Source organism: Paenibacillus sp. NPDC056933 (genome assembly GCF_042674385.1).
Taxonomy (GTDB): domain Bacteria; phylum Bacillota; class Bacilli; order Paenibacillales; family Paenibacillaceae; genus Paenibacillus.
This window is the reverse complement of record NZ_JBHUQN010000001.1, coordinates 1,913,023-1,931,505: the sequence shown is the minus strand read 5'-3', so window position 1 is coordinate 1,931,505 and position 18,483 is coordinate 1,913,023. Positions and strand designations below refer to the sequence as shown.

14 protein-coding genes are annotated in these 18,483 nt (G+C 47.1%); 2 read left to right on the top strand and 12 right to left on the bottom strand.

The window, feature by feature from the left end:
- The first annotated feature begins 203 nt into the window (after nucleotides 1-203).
- Nucleotides 204-581, top strand: a complete 378-nt coding sequence (locus tag ACFTRD_RS08885; RefSeq protein WP_379378944.1) for a VOC family protein — start codon at nucleotides 204-206, stop codon at nucleotides 579-581.
- A gap of 311 nt (nucleotides 582-892) precedes the next feature.
- On the top strand, nucleotides 893-1,324 hold the full coding sequence (locus tag ACFTRD_RS08880) for a hypothetical protein (protein WP_379378942.1): 432 nt from the start codon (nucleotides 893-895) through the stop codon (nucleotides 1,322-1,324).
- A 210-nt stretch (nucleotides 1,325-1,534) separates the two neighbouring features.
- Here ACFTRD_RS08880 and ACFTRD_RS08875 read toward each other — a convergent pair whose 3' ends face one another.
- The 12 genes from ACFTRD_RS08875 to ACFTRD_RS08820 all read right to left on the bottom strand — a co-directional run bounded on the left by ACFTRD_RS08875 (nucleotide 1,535) and on the right by ACFTRD_RS08820 (nucleotide 18,445).
- Entirely contained in the window at nucleotides 1,535-3,013 is a 1,479-nt protein-coding gene (locus tag ACFTRD_RS08875) for a helix-turn-helix domain-containing protein (RefSeq protein ID WP_379378939.1), read from the bottom strand.
- A gap of 287 nt (nucleotides 3,014-3,300) precedes the next feature.
- Entirely contained in the window at nucleotides 3,301-4,299 is a 999-nt protein-coding gene (locus ACFTRD_RS08870) for an ABC transporter substrate-binding protein (RefSeq protein ID WP_379378937.1), read from the bottom strand.
- Nucleotides 4,300-4,565: 266 nt separating this feature from the next.
- Nucleotides 4,566-5,519, bottom strand: a complete 954-nt coding sequence (locus tag ACFTRD_RS08865) for a class I SAM-dependent methyltransferase (RefSeq protein WP_379378935.1) — start codon at nucleotides 5,517-5,519, stop codon at nucleotides 4,566-4,568.
- A 32-nt stretch (nucleotides 5,520-5,551) separates the two neighbouring features.
- Nucleotides 5,552-6,148 carry a histidine phosphatase family protein gene (locus ACFTRD_RS08860; RefSeq protein WP_379378933.1) on the bottom strand — a complete coding sequence of 199 codons (597 nt, stop codon included), beginning with the start codon at nucleotides 6,146-6,148 and terminating at the stop codon, nucleotides 5,552-5,554.
- Entirely contained in the window at nucleotides 6,145-8,448 is a 2,304-nt protein-coding gene (locus ACFTRD_RS08855) for a class I SAM-dependent methyltransferase (protein WP_379378931.1), read from the bottom strand. The genes ACFTRD_RS08860 and ACFTRD_RS08855 overlap by 4 nt, the downstream gene beginning before the upstream one ends.
- Before the next feature lie 47 nt (nucleotides 8,449-8,495).
- Nucleotides 8,496-9,305, bottom strand: a complete 810-nt coding sequence (locus ACFTRD_RS08850) for a phosphotransferase family protein (RefSeq protein WP_379378929.1) — start codon at nucleotides 9,303-9,305, stop codon at nucleotides 8,496-8,498.
- 77 nt (nucleotides 9,306-9,382) lie between these two features.
- Complete coding sequence (locus ACFTRD_RS08845; protein WP_379378927.1) at nucleotides 9,383-11,008, bottom strand: helix-turn-helix domain-containing protein; 1,626 nt, start codon at nucleotides 11,006-11,008, stop codon at nucleotides 9,383-9,385.
- Between the two features lie 18 nt (nucleotides 11,009-11,026).
- A complete protein-coding gene (locus tag ACFTRD_RS08840; protein ID WP_379378925.1) occupies nucleotides 11,027-12,034 on the bottom strand; it encodes a FecCD family ABC transporter permease in 1,008 nt (335 codons plus the stop codon).
- Complete coding sequence (locus tag ACFTRD_RS08835; protein ID WP_379378923.1) at nucleotides 12,031-13,032, bottom strand: FecCD family ABC transporter permease; 1,002 nt, start codon at nucleotides 13,030-13,032, stop codon at nucleotides 12,031-12,033. The genes ACFTRD_RS08840 and ACFTRD_RS08835 overlap by 4 nt, the downstream gene beginning before the upstream one ends.
- 337 nt (nucleotides 13,033-13,369) lie before the next feature.
- Nucleotides 13,370-14,368: an ABC transporter substrate-binding protein gene (locus ACFTRD_RS08830; RefSeq protein WP_379378921.1), complete on the bottom strand. Its 999-nt coding sequence runs from the start codon at nucleotides 14,366-14,368 to the stop codon at nucleotides 13,370-13,372.
- Nucleotides 14,369-14,475: 107 nt separating this feature from the next.
- Complete coding sequence (locus ACFTRD_RS08825) at nucleotides 14,476-16,548, bottom strand: IucA/IucC family protein (protein ID WP_379378919.1); 2,073 nt, start codon at nucleotides 16,546-16,548, stop codon at nucleotides 14,476-14,478.
- Nucleotides 16,549-16,567: 19 nt separating this feature from the next.
- On the bottom strand, nucleotides 16,568-18,445 hold the full coding sequence (locus ACFTRD_RS08820) for an IucA/IucC family protein (RefSeq protein ID WP_379378917.1): 1,878 nt from the start codon (nucleotides 18,443-18,445) through the stop codon (nucleotides 16,568-16,570).
- Nucleotides 18,446-18,483 lie beyond the last annotated feature (38 nt).

Here is an 18,483-nt window from a genome sequence, read left to right as displayed (position 1 = left end):
ATCGCTTGAATTGTCCTTTATCTAATGGTATGTCGCAATGCGGCAGTCAAGGACATTTGCTTCCCTCTTTTTGTGCTTGAATTGAAGTTGTATAGCGGGTGCTCATATATGGTAATATATAGCTTGACTCCATCTAAAAAGCTACATCCAAAGCCATAACTGCTTCAACCACGATCAATTACGTATATAAGGAGTGTAAATCAATGTTTACTCAAGTCGGCCAAATTATGTTGTATGTAAACGATCAGGACAAGGCTCTTCAATTTTGGACGGAAAAAGCAGGTTTTCATGTTGTTTCCGAAGTTAATGGGGATGGCATGCGCTGGTTCGAGATTGCTCCTGTGAAGGGTGCCCAAACCACTATCATCCTGCACGACAAGGAATTTGTCGCCAAAATGTCCCCTGAATTGAATCTGGGCACACCTTCTCTTATGCTTTTCACAGATAACCTGGATCAACTTTACACTCACTTATCGGATAAAGAAGTTACTGTTGGCGAGATTGTAACGATGCCTGGCGGAAGAGTATTTAACTTTGCAGATACTGAGAACAATTACTTCGCTGTCATGGAGAAAAAGTAAAACTTCTTGCTCAGCTGAGCTTAATACCACTCTAAAAAGCCTGTTCAGTAGTGAACAGGCTTTTTTCTATATATTTCATGTTAATATGCTTGCCTAGTTCCACTCTTCATGTTCAAAGTCCCGTCTGAACAGATCCTTGCTCCACAAGCGCGGTTCCTTTCAGAAACCGACTATTTTGATGTTGTCGATGCGGCAGCCGGATTCGATACGTGGAGTAAGTGCCAGTCAATCAAATGAATTGCCATTCTGCGGACGAACCTTACAAAAAAACTGCATACCATATCACAAAAACTATTGGGGGTATGCACTTTATGGCAAAACTGCTGGATGCTCGAACCTCTCAAAATGCAAGCTATGGTAACACAATCTCAATTCCCTTGCCCGCTAATACCCCTGTTGCAATCGGGGAGGTTGGCCTTGATGCAACTGACGCAAATGGAAACATACGTGTACAATTATCAGGGATAGCTGAGCTCGCGTTCCCTACTACTCCTCCATTTGACTCCGTGATTGCATTTTCTATTGTACGAGGTACTGATTCGCTTGTTGCCTACGCCCTCTATTCGGTGAGTGTCTCTGAAGCAAACCCGAACGCTGTACAAGTTGTCACCATTAATGCATCCGATTTTAATGTCCCACTACCACCATCAAATGAATTGGTTTATACCTTATATCTTTTTTCTACAGCAGATGCGACTCGAATAGGTATTGAGAGTTTTAATGCTGTTGCATACTCGGATTAAGGGACCATCGTAAAATCAAAGTTTGAAGCGTACAGCTAATCACCCCGGCCGAGTTTTACCGGGGGATTTTGTCATGCGGAGGGATTACGCTACCGCTGATGAAAAACACGCAAATGAAAAAATAAAATACATTTCTCAGACATCATCTCATTGTACCTTTGCAGGTAATGTAATTTTCAATAAAATGAATGACTCTTAACTTTTCATCCTTCAAGCCATAAACCGCAGTATATCGTCGATCTTTTTCCCATGAGATAGGACACCATAGTTCATCCAAGTCATAAAATCCACCTCATATACGTGACCGCTTTTCACGGCTGGAAGCCGTTTCCACCCTTCTCTTTGCAAGAGCTTTCGCTCCTCTCCGGGATGGCCAGAATCCGCCTTGTCAAATGTAATAAAGAGATGATCCGCCTCAAGTTGACATACCTGCTTTAGCCCAATGACGACTCTTCGGTTTTGACTCACCCATTGCTGAACTCGAACATGCGGGGTTAATCCGAGATCCTGATAAAGTACTGGCCCCACGAAACCATATTGGTTTCCGTAAAGTATAATTTCCGATACTGAAATTCGCAAAAAAGCAACCGTTTGTCCACGCATAACACGGGCCAATCGTTTCTTGGCTTCCTGCGCCTTTTCCTCATAGTCACCTATTACATCCTGCACCCGGCTTACTTTACCAAGCACATCCGCTGTGGATTTCAAAATGGAACGCCAGTCCTCACCCTGATGATCCACATAAAACGTAGGTGCTACTTGTTCAAACCGCTCCAAGTTCCAGCGTTCGTATCCGCCGTTCAGCATAATAAACTCGGGGACATTCGTCTCATTAATCCCTGCATCCAACTGAGTAACATCGAATTCAGGTACATCATCCAATCCCAAATAGTGTTGTCTGCCCCAGGAACGATGGGAATATTGCAACATCGGCCTTACTCCAAGGGCCAGTACGAAGTCTTCCAGATAAGGTGCAAATACACGCGCGTCTTGACGATGATGACGCCGATACAATCCTGGTGAAATGCCAGCATACTGCTTAAAGCGACGGCCGAAATAATACTCGTTATTAAATCCCACATTCTGAGCAATATCATGCAGACGATCATCCGTCAGTTGCAATAGCTGTTTGGAGCGTTCCAATCGAACAGCATTCACATAGTCAAGCGGAAGCTTACCCGTACTTTCTTTGAATTGCCGAGTATAACTGGCCCTGGTAAGCCGGATATCAGCCGCTAAATCGTCAACCGTTATGGCCTGATTATAGTGTTCGTGAATATAACGAATGGAACTTTGAAGCCGTACGCGGTCATTCGGTTCCTCGGTCTCGGGATCACTTTGCCGAAGCAAGATCCTGAACCATTCCTGGAAGCGTAGTTGTACCTCCCACTGTTCCAGCCAATCACAAGCTGTCTGTTGGCGTAATATCTGTGCCAAGGGTTCCAAACAGGAACTCCACGGACTGTAATTTAGCTCGATAAGAGATAATGATCCTTGGATATCTATCCCTTTAAGAAATCTATGGTGCTCAGTCGTGTCTCTCATATTCATACGGTTCGAAGTATCCTCTTTCACCTCAGCCACCGTCAGATCCAGTTTATAAAATTGCAATTCATTTTCTGTCCCAGTAGAATCTTCAATTACAATGGATTTTCCAACGGGAACAAAAATAATCATTCCTTTTTCCATACGGACTTCCCTGTCCAAGCAGGCCATTGAACCATTTCCACACGTTACAACGAATAGAGATTGTGAGTCAGACATCGGGTATGCGAGCCGTTTCGCTACATTGGGCTTATTGCGATCTACATATTCTATATGTCGAAGTGAGCATAACCAAGGCTTGGGAATCCATTGTTTTATCGTGGGCCACATGTTCATCTTCCTTAATTGAGAATTGTTATCATTTAAAATAGTGTAAACGAAAAAAGAAAGCTCTTCAACCCTATGGGAAGAACTTTCTTATAGGAGTATGCTTATGGAACCATTTTTTGCAAGAGATCATCAATCTTCATTGAATTCGCTATGACGGCTCCCGATTGCCAGTGTGATCTTTCCATCATGTACACATGTTTGTTTTTAACGGCCGGGAGCGACTGCCACAACTTTCCGTCCAATACTTTGATGGCCGCCTCGTTCTCTTTGGAAGACCAATTCCCATTGGAAGGGAACACAATAATGTGGTCTGCATCCAGCTCCGGAATCGCCTCTTCTGACAGTAACTCCTGATATTCCTTCATGTTAGCTGCCAACGGATGAGGTGTTAATCCAACATCTGAATAGATAAATCCTGCAAGACGATTCTTCACGCCAAACAAAGCTAACGTCTTCTCAGTCACATTCAGGCGTACAACGGCTACTGTCTCATTTCCAATCGCTTCTTGCAGCTTTGACTTGGCATCTGCAATCTTGCCTTCAAATTCAGCCACAACTTCTGCACCCTTTTCAGGTTTACCGACAACATCGGCAATGGTTGTCAAGATCTGATTGGAATCCTGCAAAATTTCCTCAGGCAAACGATACGTCGGTGCTACCTTGGAGTACATCTCATATGTCGCTGCATCCACTCCATCCACAATGATTAGATCCGGATCATATTGAAGCAACGCTTCAATACTCCCGGTCAAATCGAACCGTGGCACATCCAGATCCAGATATTCCTGTACGCCCCACATCGGATTATACCACTGTACTACAGGCGTGATATCAAGAGCCTTGAGATAATCTTCCACATAGATACCAGCAATCCGCTGCGGATGCACCGGGATCGTAACATCGCCGAATTCATCCTGAACAACACGCGTCTCTGCTTCTTTTTCTGTTGTTTCAGATGTACTCTCACCTGAAGCTCCAGCTCCGGATGCAGGATCCTGCTCTACCTTCGACTCCGAACTTGCACTACAGCCCGTTATAACTACAACCATGAGTAACAATATGATCGTCCACCCTTTAAACCCTTTACTGAATCTTACCATGGTACCCTTCACCCCTATGTAATCTGTTGTTGTATCGGTGAGAACAGCTTTTATAAATAATGATTATCATTCTCACTCAATGCTTAGATGAATTGTACCTTATGCTGTGTAAAATCCACAATACACATTCGAGGCTATTTTTTTATACAAACGAAAAGAATTCACTTAATATGCAATACGTTCTATCGTGCAAGTGAGGAACTTCCAGCTCTTCAACAATGTATGTATCCGGCATAAACGTAATCTTCATTCGTCGTTTCCCCCTTTCATTTAGTAAGTCGTGTAATTCGCGTCATTTGCTGTGTTGGTGTTATCCAGGTTCGACGTACAAAGTACTGGGGGAGTTGATCTACGAATGACTCTATGAAAGCAACACTCGGCGCATAGAAGAATGAACCTCCTGGTTTTAGCGCTCTCAACAACTCCATATATTTCTGAGCGTATGCTTCCGGTTCGCCGTCTGCCTTGAGATGATGATGTGTAAAATGGTTGGAGAATGCCAAATGGGATATTATCGTCCCCCACTGTTCCTGTTCAAATGAAGCTTCCATCCAACCCATGCATCGCAAAAACGGCCGATCTTCCGACTCCTCCACATGTCTGTCCATCCCATAAGCTTCTATCTTCTTTTCACGTAAAAATTGGACCAAATTGGCCTGCGGACCGCAGCCAAGATCCAGCACAGGCGGATGCAGATGCTCTACATCCAAACCGAGCCAAGCTACCTGCAAATTCGCCGAATACTGCTCACAAGGCACCCAGAACAGATGTGGGTCCATCGTATATTTCTTAAACAATTCCTCGCCGTTGGTCTGTATTAGAAATGTTCTTAACTGTTGATAATGCTTTTGGAAAAATTGCTGTACTACCTCTTCTCCTGCCCCCTCGTTCTGCAAAAGAGACCAGATCCGCATAAATTGATCTTTATATAATTCTGCCAATTGCAACTTGTCTTTGCTCGTAAACTGCATAAACTGGTTCACCTGGATAAAATGGCTGATTCCTTGCTCTGCTAGTTTATTTGTAAAATGATTCAATAATCCATCTGCAAAAATACGTTCCAATGTTTTTGCTACTTGAGGGCGATATTCCAAAAGCCAGCACAACGTTCGCGGAGATGGCCCTAATGCAGACTTGCCCCCATTATAAAATAAACTTTTATTGTCATTAAAACGGATTTGTTGCTCCAAAATGGACCCTATCAACTTGAGGTTCAACATGATCGCCTCCTATCGTCGGTAGAACGCATATCTCACAGAAACTCCCCGTGTTCATCCCACAATCTTGTTATCTGAACCGGCTTGCCTTCACGATCAAACTCCAGCTTGTAGATGTCCGGCATCGTTGTATTTGCCCAGAAGTCATAACCATAGGAAGGATCATAATAATTGAAAATCAGGGTCATGATATCTCCATGCGTGCCAATCACTATTTTTTGACCAGGATGCCTATCCATGATTCGCTGTATAACAGCAATTGCTCGTGCCCTGGCGGCTTCACCGGATTCACCACCTGAATAAGCAAACGCCGGATCATCGTAGAGTCTTTTTTTGGCTTCCCGAAAATGTTCATGCTTCACTTCAGAACCTGACAGCTCCCGCTCACGCAGATCTTCTTCAGTGACCACAATGCTGCCTGACACTTCGGCCAATCCATGAATGGTATCCACGGCCCGTCTGTAGGGGCTGGAATAAAACAACTGGATTTGCTCCCGATGGAGCAGGCCCGCAACGGTTGCAGCATCCCTTTTGCCTTGTTCCGTCAAACCTCTCTCGCGTTCCCGCCCCTCCATGTACTCAGACTCCGCGTGTCTTACAAAATATAAAGCCGTATTGGCTTCATTCGTCATCTGTACGCCATTCCTTTCTTTTTTTCAATAACAATCAGGCAGGTGCTGTCTGGCAAAGGTGCAGGTTGACCATGTTCCTCCATAAATAGTATTCGTTCTCCAAGCGCCTCCGTATATCCTTCCTGAAGAAAGTGCTGAAACGTTAAAATCTCGGCCCGATCTCCCAGTGCTTCGCGAATACAGTCCTCATATGCCGACGGGGTAAATATGCCGAATTGCTCCTGAATCTCATGTACATATGCTTCTTCGCCCCACGTATAGGTGTACAGAAATTCCATGGCATCGTTGATATCCAGCACCGCCTCATTCTCAGAAATCCGCTCGAATTCAATGCTGCGTCCCTGGAAATCCTGTGCGTACCGCTCCAGCCAAAGCATCCCATCTGGTTCAAGGAAACGAATTCGGCGCTTTTGCGCTTCGGGTTCAGTCATAATGCCATCCCGGATCAGAATTCGGCCACCGGGGGACAACACATTAAACGAACTTCTCAGCGCAGCAACGACGGTATCCCTGTTAAATCTCCGTCCGTCACGTTCAATATACGAATACAGTTCATGTAGAATGGATGAAAAAATAACCGTATCCACCGTGCCCGGCTGTACGTATTGATCCAATTGAAGAGCATCTCCCTTCAATACTTGCCAGCGATGTGCCTCCCGCTGCTTTTTGCGCTCCAGCGCCTCAATGACATTTGCTGAGATATCAATACCGATTGGCTCCATATCAGGCCGCTCCTGCTCAATGAGATCGAGCAAGATCCCGCCACCGGGACCGATATCCAGCACACGTTTGCCAACCATATAATCCAGCAGTACTTTTTTGTAGTCACCTGAACTGTTCATATCGGCCAGATACGTCTCTTCATTATGGAACCGATCATAGGCATCCCGGCGCAATCCAAACAAGTCAAATAACAACAGCACAGCCTTCTCGTATAACGGAGACTTTTCTGCCTCAATACAGAACGCAATCAGCTTCTCCGCGGCCGGGGAAAATTCAAATGTCACAAATACCGTATCCTGCAAATCCGGATGCCGTTCAATCCGATGTGTCAGATGGGGGTATGTGATCGACTCACCTTCTTCAATCTGCACCCATGAATATTGCTCCAAATACTTTTCAATCATTCGTTTCTTGTAAATATTCAGTTTCTTGACACCTTTGTAGTCATAATACATCGTGTTCATTAAGGGCTCGAAGCTGATATGTCTCACCACATCCATTTGTTGCTCCTGCGAAGCCGAATTCCGGTCCGCTTCTTCGGTTGCTCTGCCTGTGATCTCCGTCATCGAATCATCAACAGCCTGCATCAATGCTTCGCTATTCAGTGTTAACAGGAAGATCTTAACCATCTCCTGCAACGAAAAGTCGTGCATCGCTGACTCCACATACCATAACGTCCGATGAGACAGAGGATCGAGTGCCTTTTCCAGCTCTAGCTCGGCTTGAAGTTTGGTATATGATTCATTCAGCGCCTCTCCTTGACGAATGGACGAACTCCGCAAACGGGAAAGCCGTTCTCTCACAGTCCAGTCCGTATGATTCGGTTCTGTGATGATCCAGCCTACGATATGCTGCACTTCAGCCTGAACCTGCTTCCACAGCGCTGAATCCACGCCTGCAATGATGCATTCATTCAGCGCCATCAGGATGGCCTGCAATTCATCTGCGGTCAGCCACCCTAGCGTTATAAACGAATACAGCGGGGCATTTTCAGCAAATGGGATTTCTCCTCTTATGTACTGACCGATAAGTCCGTGTGTAGCAACTAGCGTTCGAACGATCTCTTGCCGAGGTGTGGGTGATCCAGATACAGTATACGCAGTTGGTCTACTAATACTTGAACTTGCATGCTCACTTGAAAAGTCACAAAGAGATTCCGATCGAGATGAATGTATCTCGTCAAGATTGACTTGATTGCCGTGCAAATTCCCAACACTTCCATACATGTCGTATAGCTGTGCTGAACCCACATTGTGCACAAACAGGTTTACCCCCTGTTTCTGCCATATTCGCCGCTGTTTCAGTGATCCAGCCTTTGCCGTTTCTGACCAGACCAGCACGTCCTCCAGAATTTCTCGCACCCAAAAAGAAACTTGAAGCTGCTCCAGCACCTGAAGTGTGCGTTCTACATAATCCAGTACCGGATTCGTTCCTTCCAGCTCTGCTATGGAATGAATTCGCTCCAGGTTAATATTCGGCTGCTCCGCAGCGGTCAGTAGCTGCAACCAAACGGGCTGCTCCGCCTCCTTGAGATGACCTGAGTTGTACGATTGTATGGCCTTTAATGAGTGCAGCATTGCTCTCTTCACCTCGTTATCCTTGTTAGTTAAGTTAAAATATGTCATTACAGTAGTCGAATACGATCCTGCACAAGCTTAATTAACTGATCCGCTTCTATTGCAGGTAACCTTTCGTCAAGACGTGCAGCAGCAACAGGTAGAATCCAGGCATCCAACTCCTGACGGGATATCCCGGAAATCTGTATATAATGCTGGATATAATGATCCAACATTACATTGCGAGCCAATTCAAATCCCCTGTGAACAGCCGGGTCCGTATCCTCTGGCAACGTACCGCTCATTAAAATTACCCAGCTGCGTGCCACATCACCCGCCGGATCACCCGACATGCCTGTCATCCAGTCTATAACCCAATATTGATCTTTTGTTTCATTCAACATGACATTATCGGGATGAAAGTCACCGTGACAAATTTGCTTTCGCTCTGGAAGAGTCGACAAATATGCAATTACCAGTGCTTTATCCTCTTCCGACAATAGAGAGGTATTCCGAATGGCTCCATTAAGAACCTGTTTTTGTAAGGGGAGTGCTCCTCCATCATCCTGCTGGGCGTGAAGCCTATGATGACAGACTGCCATTTGACGCGATAGTTCTTCGATTAGCACGGGTTCCTGGATCATGAGGGATAACATTGTGTTGCCTTCAATCCGTTCAAATATAATCCCTTTGCGCGTTACATCATCCATAAACAACCTTGCCTGCGGCACAGGCAGGCCCTTCCGGTATACCGCTTCGGTAATTCGAAACTCATTCTGAACCGCTTCGGCTGGAAAATCCGCATGATATAACTTCATAATCTGTTTCGATGGGTACTCATAGATCTCAGCCGTTCTTCCTTGCCCAATCCGTCTCATTGTTCATTCCCCCTGATATGAGTACACTTCCTAATTAATGTGCAATCCCTTATTGAAACGCTGCAGCTCAGCGCTGGTTAGCGCTGCTGATGTTCACCCACGGCTGCCATCAATTCATTCATAATCCGCTGTCTGCCCAGCGGAGTCCAGCTCATCACAAACCAATTGGGAATGCGCTGGACTTTTCCATCCTTCACCGCCGGAATCTGGGGCCATACGGGCGTTCTCGTCAACTCGTCATACATGTTGTCACTACCGGCAATAACATGATGATGATGAATTAACAAATGTTCCGTCTCCAATACAGGCATGGCCTCCGGTTGCAGCTCCATCCGCCACAGTTCTGCTGGAGACTGATTGCCAGGGCGCAAACCGAGTTCACCGTACACCAGCTCATTGAGCGGGTGATTCACCGTGCCCTGAATGCCAATCGTCCGGTGGCTCACTTGCATGATGGTGATTCGTTCCTGACCCAGTATGCGGCGCAATGTCTGTCCTGTGGTCTCAATCTGCACTGCCAGGCGCGCCAACATCTCCGAAGCTTCACGTTCCCGGTTCACCAACTCGGCAATTTTCTCAAAATTCCCTTTCCAATCCCACACAGAGAAATCCAGAAATACAGGCGCAGCCGTTTGTTTGAACTGCTCTCTGAACGCTGTATGATAATGGTCGGCGATAATCATATCCGGGTTAGACTGCTCCAATTCGAGCAGTTGGCTGTGCAATTGTTCTTCATACTGCCCATTACTCTGACCTGGGTACTGGAACAAATCCACTACACAGACTGGCTCAATTCCAACTGATTTTAGATGGTCGTCGAATCCCAGCGAGGATGCTACAGCCACCTTTAATTTGCCTCGCTTCATATATAATGTAGGGGATACGCCCACCATGCGCTGAAACATGCGGCTAAAGTAAAATTCACTCCGAAAACCGACCGCAGCTGCCACTTCCTTCACCCGGCTATTTTTCATGTTCAGCATTTGCTTCGCCCGGTTCATGCGCACATTGCTCAGATACTCCACTGGCGGCAGACCTGTTTCATTTCGGAACAAACGTGAAAAAGCAACCGGCGGCATGCCACCTGCTGCTTCAGCCAGCTGTTCAATGCTTACTTTATCCATATAGCGCTGCTCCATATATTGGATGCTCCGCTCAACCCGTTCATCCATTATTGTTGCTGGTTGTTCCGGTTCATTTTGCACAATAACCTGAATTAATTCCTCCAATTGAATTCTCAACTTCAGCGAATCCCGGTTTCGTTCCTTCCGACTGTGATGATACAGCTGCATGATCTGTTGAAGGATCTGTTGCGGATGATGCACGGGAATAGGCCCTGGTGAAAGCGCACCGGATAAGGACAGGGATGGCAATGCTTCATATCTACCTCTGGTTTTGGTTAGCCGGATCGGTTCAAACCATATGCCATAATATTCAAATGTACTGCCTTGTTCCGGGAATTCCACAATCATGCCGGGTACAAGCAAATATAACTGTAGGGGACGAACCTTCTGTAGCGTACCATCCAGTACAACAACACCTTCGCCCTCTGTAATAAAGCATAATATGTATACAGGAACCCGAACATGTTTGGCTTGTCGGGTCATTGGAAACTTTCGTTTGCGAACTGAAGATAAAAGATAGATTAGATTGGCTTCATTCACATATGATGGCATGAAAAGATGCACCAGCCCTTCTTCCATTCTGAATCCTTCTCTTCATTATATCTCTCTGCGTCTCAACAGCAAATACATCATATACGGAGCCCCGATCATTGCCGTTATTAATCCCGCTGGGATCTCATAAGGAGCGAACCATGTCCGTCCGGCAAGATCTGCAAGCATGACGATCAGCCCTCCAAGCAGCGCCGCTACCGGCAAGCGAACCAGACTCCGGGTGCCAACCAGGTGTTTAGCCATGTGCGGAGCCATTAAGCCAACAAACCCAATCGTGCCAGCCATCGACACCGCAGACCCGGCAAGTCCTACACTCATTAAAATGAACAGAATCCGCATGGTCTCTACCCGCAGACCCAAACCAGCAGCCGACTGGACATCCAGCAAGAACATATCCAGCCTTCTGGACATCCATATTAATAGTAGAAACAGGATGAACAACCACGGTAATAAAGGCCAGAAGTGTTCCCAAGTTCGCCCATATAGACTGCCTGCCATCCACACGGAGGCCTGGGAGACTCGAAATATTTTACCTACCGTCAGCAAATATGTAATTAACGCACCTGCCATTGCAGATATGCCCACCCCAATCAGCAGCATGCGTACCGTGGAACTCGCCTCTCCTTTTCTCCATGACAATCCATAGATTACCGTGGCCGCGAGAAAGGCTCCCATGAAGGCAATCCAAGGCATATGCCGCATCGGAAAAGCAGGAACCAGCACCATGACGGCAACCACCGCCGCAGCCGCACCCGAATTTAGCCCGATCACACCTGGTGATGCCAGAGGATTCCTCGTAATGACCTGTAGAATTGTCCCCGCCAAGGCCAGACCGGAGCCGACCAGAAAACCGGTCAGTACCCGGGGCAGCCTTAACTGATGAATGGTGAAGTGATATTCCGGGTCTCCCCTGCCCACCAGACTGCGCAATACTTCTCCCGGAGGGATGGAGCGATCTCCCAACATCACATTAAGCACAAGCGCCCCCACATTCAGCAGCAAAAGGATTAAAATAATGGTGAATGCACGTCTCTTTATAATAGAAGAAATCATATCGATCTCTCCTTTCTTTGGGCCAAATAGATGAGGAACGGCGCACCGAAGAAGGCTGTAACCACCCCAACAGGAATTTCCTGCCCAGGCAGCACAAATCTCGCCCCAATATCTGCTGTGAGCAGTAGTAGTGCCCCGAGAACAGCAGAATACGGAACTACCCAGCGATAGTCACTGCCTGTTATTAATCTCGCAATATGCGGAACGGCCAAGCCGATAAATCCAATCGGTCCGGCAAGCGCCACGGCACTGCCAGCCAGCAGTACAATGGCAATAATACAGATGATCCTGATCATCATCATGCGCTGACCCAACCCCTGAGCGACTTCATCTCCTAAGCCAAAAATGTTCAACTGGCTGCTTACTGCAAACGCACAGATGATTCCAATGAGCAGATAAGGCAGGATTTGAATAAACAGATCCAGATCCCTTCCTGTTAATGAACCCGCCAACCAGAAGCGCATCGTATCCAGAGATTGCTCGTTCAATATGAGAATACCTTGTGTCAATGATGCAAACAGCAAATTTAATGTAGCTCCTGCCAGGACCAATTTGACTGAAGATAAGGGGTGTCTGCCCGTGGAACTGAGAAGAAAAACAAGTACGCCTGCTACCGCCGCCCCTAACAGAGCAGACCATGCAAATAATTGCAGAGATGTCGTTCCCAGCCAAAAGGAAGCCAGCACCGCCGTAAGCGCAGCGCCATAATTAATGCCGAACATTTCAGGACCTGCCAGGGCGTTGCGGCTAATCGCCTGCATCAGACACCCTGCCACAGCTAGCGAACTGCCGACCACAGCGGCAATAACCGCTCTTGGTAGCCTGACTGTTTGAATAATAAGGTGTTCACGCGATCCGTCAAAGGCATAGAACGTATCGACAACAGAACGCAGTGGGATCTGTACGATGCCATACATGATGCTGAATAGAAACGCGAGAATTGTTAACACGATGATTATTGCCAAACCAGTGAATTTAAACCTGGTGTTTGTGTTCATTTTTACGCCTCCGACCTGCATGCTGCTTGATTGATGTACTTCAGCATGTTTAATAATTCCCCATTCAACTCGCCCCTGGGTACAAAATGTAGACGTACAGAAGTATTTCGATCCTGTAGAAATTTTTCCTTCTATTATAATAGGTAACGAATAGGGGCATGAATACAACGTGGTACGAGCTATATGCAGAAAAATCAGAAAAATTGGATCGTCACATTCGACGACCCAATTTTACAGTTAAGCTATAACCACATGAAAGCATCATTGCAATGGTTAATGTTCTAATTTCCCATTCCATTCTTTCCGAGAAAAATGCAGAATGCAGCATGTTTTGCCTTTAGCTGGCTACATACGTGTTCAGGTCATCTACGACCTTGTTTACAGCCTGAATACCCAGTCCGCTCATCCAGTACTCCCAGTCTACCGGGTGCACAGCTTGATTTTGGACTCCTTTTAACGTCGCCCACAATTTACTTTTCTCCAGCTTGGCGAACGCATCCGGCTCACGATTAAACCAGAAGATTACGTCGCCATCGAGATCAGCAATCTGTTCTTCCGTAATATCCTTGGAGAAGCCTGCATCCTGCTGTGCTGAAGGACGAACAATTCCGGCATCTTCCATAATCGTACCTGCAAAGGTTTCTTTCAGATAGACCTGAATTTTGTCTTCACGGGGACGGAACAGGGATACTTCCTTGGCATCCTTGCCTCCAAGCGTGGACTTCAATTCCTCAATGCGCTGCTGATATGCATCCAACAGCTTCTTGCCCTCTTCCAGCTTGTTTACCGCATCGGCATGTAGCTGCAGATTTTCTTTCCAGGTAACCCCGAGCGTTTCGACAAACACCGTAGGAGCGATTTGTTTTAACTGATCATGGATGGCATCATGTGTATCTTTATTACCAATGATCAAGTCCGGCTTCAGTGCATCGATAGCCTCCAGGCTTGGTTCATTCACCGATCCGATATTCTCAATGCCTTCTGTGCCTTTCAGATAAGCCGGGTACGGATCTCCTGCCGCCAGGATGGAAGGTGCGCCTACAGGTTTAATGCCCAACTCCAGCAAATTATCCAAGGCCCCGATGTCCAGTACAACAATTCGACTCGCATTTGCCGGAACCTGAACCTCACCATATGCATCCTTGACGGTACGTGTATCTCCAGTATTGGCTGCGGTTTCTTCCTGCTTTGGTTCCGTCGGATCTGTTTCCGATGCTGATCCGTTAGCGGCACCCGATCCGGAATTTCCGCATCCCGCAAGCACCAGCATCAGTACCACCAGCATAACCAAATGTATCCATGGTTTAAGTCCAATGCTCTTTCTCTCTGTTTGCATTCCATCCAACCCCCTGATTCTTTTTAACAATCTAATCAATAATGATTATCATTATTAAAACAATATCCCACAATTCCCGTTTCTGTCCATGCAATATTCTTTTGATCTCATATACTATTTTTTAATTCATCCTCATCTGGCCCATAATTATCCATAAACGTATGAGACAGTGGATTGGTAACCTGATGAATCCTCAATTCATCATCCAGAAACAAGCGACGCTTCGTCAATTGTTCTACTCCGATCTCTGAATCAAACAAGGAATACAGCTCATAACGTTCGTGAAATTCAGGGAATCGCTGTTGGTAGTCGGTAATGATCTTACGCACACTGTGCCAGAACGTCTGCTCTCTGATCTGGTAATGCTCCTGCATGAACAAAGCCAGTTCTCCAAGATTGATAAAGAAAAAGGCATCGTGTATAAAATCCCGCACTTCTGCCGGTTTGTCCGTTTCTAGGAATGAATTGCGGTTCACACGACGATGATATTCGGGCACCTCGACAAGCGTTGGACAAAGCTTTGGATCGGCAAGTGCCTCTCTTGTAAATCGAATTCCATCGTGAAAATCCTTTAGTGCAATGCGCGAAGGCCGTCCTTCCCGGTGAATAAGCAGCATATTCTGTGCATGAGACTCCAACGCAATTCCATGAGCGAATAACCAGTGAATGAGCGGTCGTACCGAAGTCTTCAACAGCTCGGACAGCCATTCATCAGAACCCAGCCTTTTTACCCAAGGATCAATCACCGGTCGCCCTGCATGGTCCAGTGTAGCCAATGCATTAAACGGAATCGCTGATTCGCCCGGCTCCAACCGGGAATGTACACTTTCCCTCCAAATGCAGGACAGCACACCATACGAAAGGGGCTTCAACGCATCCGGTATCTGATGATTGTCGTATGCAACGCCTGCAATCTCTCCCAGAAGAATGACACGCAGCTCATCCCTCATGTAAGGATCTTGCTTGTTAATTCCCTGCAGCCAGTCGGTAATGAAAGGGGCATTCTCCACCGTATGCGGGGCGATCACCCTCCCTGTTGATGTGTTGATCATACTAAGCGACAGCTTCAAGCAGGGTGAATTCGGATGTGATCGGTTAGCCAGAGTGCGGATCGACTGTTGAGCAGTATATCGGTCTTCGCTGCTGCCAAGCAGTACGAGGCTCCTGTTATGAATATCCTCCGCAAGAACAGAACTGATCGTGGTTCGCCATTGCCACGGATGGACTGGCAGCAGCACATACTCTGCCGGATCAGCACCCATTTCCCGTAGAGTGGTGAGGAAGCGCCCCAACACTTGTTCGCCAAGTTGATCCTGAAGCCATTCCCTTGTAGTCGGTCCATGTTCATTCGCGCCATGACTTATACGTGCGTTTTGCTTATGAACTCCGACCCATATCGGTCTAATCCATCCGCCAAACTCGGGTCCATATTCAAGCTGATCTTCGATTCGAAAACCGATACGGGATTTATAACTCGGATGGTACGGATGACCTTCGATAATTCCGCTTTCCCAATCCTCATCGGGAAGAGCATGGAGATCGGTCTGCCGCTCAGCTCGTACATATCGCGCCATTGTGTCATTGATCAGCGTCTGCTCCAGTTCTTTAATAAAATGCAGCAGTTTCCCTTCATCCGCGCCTATAGCTGACCCTACTTCCAGTAAAAATAGAGAAATCGACTCCGCTTCTTGTTCGGCCGTAGTTCCGGGCTGAATTCGTTCTCCCTTTGGGATGCTGCTACATTCCGAAGCTGGAGTCCCATTCACACAGACACGTCTTATCATCGGTTCATGGTTCAGCCTCAGACGACCAAAGGTAAGATGCCTTGTTCCCTTGCATGTGTAGATGACCCGTTCGCCGTTCAGACCAACACCCTCCATTTCCCAAACGTTGAACCCCTGCTCCTCCCTTGAGCTATATTCTATAACACCTTCGTACATCAAAGATTCAACCAATTGCCTGAATACGCGCCTGCGTGCTTCGGTATAGTGGTATGAAGACAGGGCTGAAGTGTACCGTTTTCTATGCTGCTCTTGCCTGTGCTCATTCTCCACTCCAAGTCCAGTGCTTGCAACACCATTTCCTGAGTGGTTAGAGGATTCCTTTAAGCACAACGTTTGCCTATCCTGTTCCTCGTCATGGCTCTGATATTCAGATATTATCGTGCTTTCCGTGCGCATACGCTCTCTCCCTTCCTGATTAATTCTGCCGTACTGGCCTGTAGACATGCAGTGGATTACTTACCCGGTGCACACAATCCCCAGGCCCTTCATGAATTCGCCGTCTGGTCAGTTGTTCTACTTCGATCTCGGGTGCAAAAACGTCAAACTGTTCAAATCGTGCCTGTAACTCCGGGAAACGCTTCTGGTAATTCAAAATCACTTCGGCAGCCATGCGCCACCATTGCTTTTCGCCCAAGCCAAAGTGCTTCTCCAGGAAAAATGCCACTTCGGTCAGGTTGATAAAGAGTACTGCATCCAACATAAAGTCCTTCACCTCGGAAGGATCTTCCTTCTCCACAAACGAATTGCGATTCACCCGCTGATGGTTGGCAGGCGGGTATTCAATATCCGGGTATCCAAGCGGGTGAGGAATGGATGGGCAGTACCGGATACCGTCATGGAAATCCTTAAGCGCGATTCGGCTGGGCCAGCCCTGCTTCAGCACGATGATCATATTCTGCGCATGCGATTCCAGCGCAGCTCCATGTGCGTACAGCAGATGTATCAGCGGTACCACCGCAACATTCAATAATTGCCGGGCCCAGCGCTCCAGGCCATATTCGCTTACCCACGGTTTAATAACCGGAGTGCCCTGCTGATCGAGATGGCACAGAGCATTGAATGGCAACGCCTCTTCTCCTGTCCGCAAGCGCGGATGCAAACTTTCCCGCCAGATGGCTCCAAGTGATCCGTATATTTTTTGCTCAAGCACATTAGGCAGTTTCTGGTGATGGTACGATACCCCCGCAATCTCCTTCAGCACAATCAGACCAAGCTCATCCTGCAGAAACGAATCTTCCTCCACCACACGACCAAGCCAGTCCGAGATACGGGCCGCATTCATGATTGTGTGCTGTGCCAGAATTCGTCCGGAAGACGTATTCACCATATTCAGCGGCAGTTTGACATACGGTTTATCGCAATGACTCACATTCGTCAATGTACGAATCGATTGTTGAGGACGGTAGGTGTCACCTGCCTGGCCCAGATACATCATCTCTCCTGTTCGGAGTTGCTCCGCACACGCCACCGATATTATTCGCTCCCACTGCCAGGGGTGCACGGGAACAAACACATATTCATCCACAACACTTGCATCCCCATTCGTATTCACCTTCACCTCGGCATTGGCAACAGAGTTCAATTCCAAATCCGCAGTCGGGATAGTTTCCTGCAAAATCGTCCTGAATGTCTGCTGTTCCTGCCCCAGCTCGTTATGAATAAACGCAGCATATGTATCCAGTGAAGATGATATGGATATTTGGGCTGCATCCTGTTTAATCGCAATCCAGACCAGCTTGAATTCGGGTCTGAACTCCGGTCCATAAGCTTCATTGTCAGAGAGCGTGAATCCAACTCTGGATTTGTAACAAGGATGATACGGATGCCCTTCAATCAGGGCAGACTCCCATTCGTCATATTCCGATACCTGAGGTTCGGTCTGACCAGCACGCCATCGCACGGACAGCGTATCCTTCAGATGGGTTTGCTGAAGCTCATCCATGAATTGCCCCAGCTGAGCTTCGGATGTGGGAATATGCGCTGCAATCTCCAGTAAAAAACGAGGAATGGAGTCCGCTTCCGCTCGTTTTCCCGAAGTTATCCGCATAATTGGTTTATCTGACAACCGAATGCGGTCAAAGCTCTCTTTTCGTACAGCCCAAAAGGTGTATTCCACCTTCTCTCCTGTCTCTGTCTCCCCTCGCAGCGTATACTCTGCCTCCGCATGATGCCTGATCACCGGTTCACTTAATATTTGCTCATACAGAAATGACTCCACCAATTGCCTGAAGATACGTCGCCGCACCCATATCCACTCTTCGGACTTGACCAACGATGCTGTAAGACCGTTCATATGACACCTCCCATGAATGTGCTGCTTCCTTCTTCCCA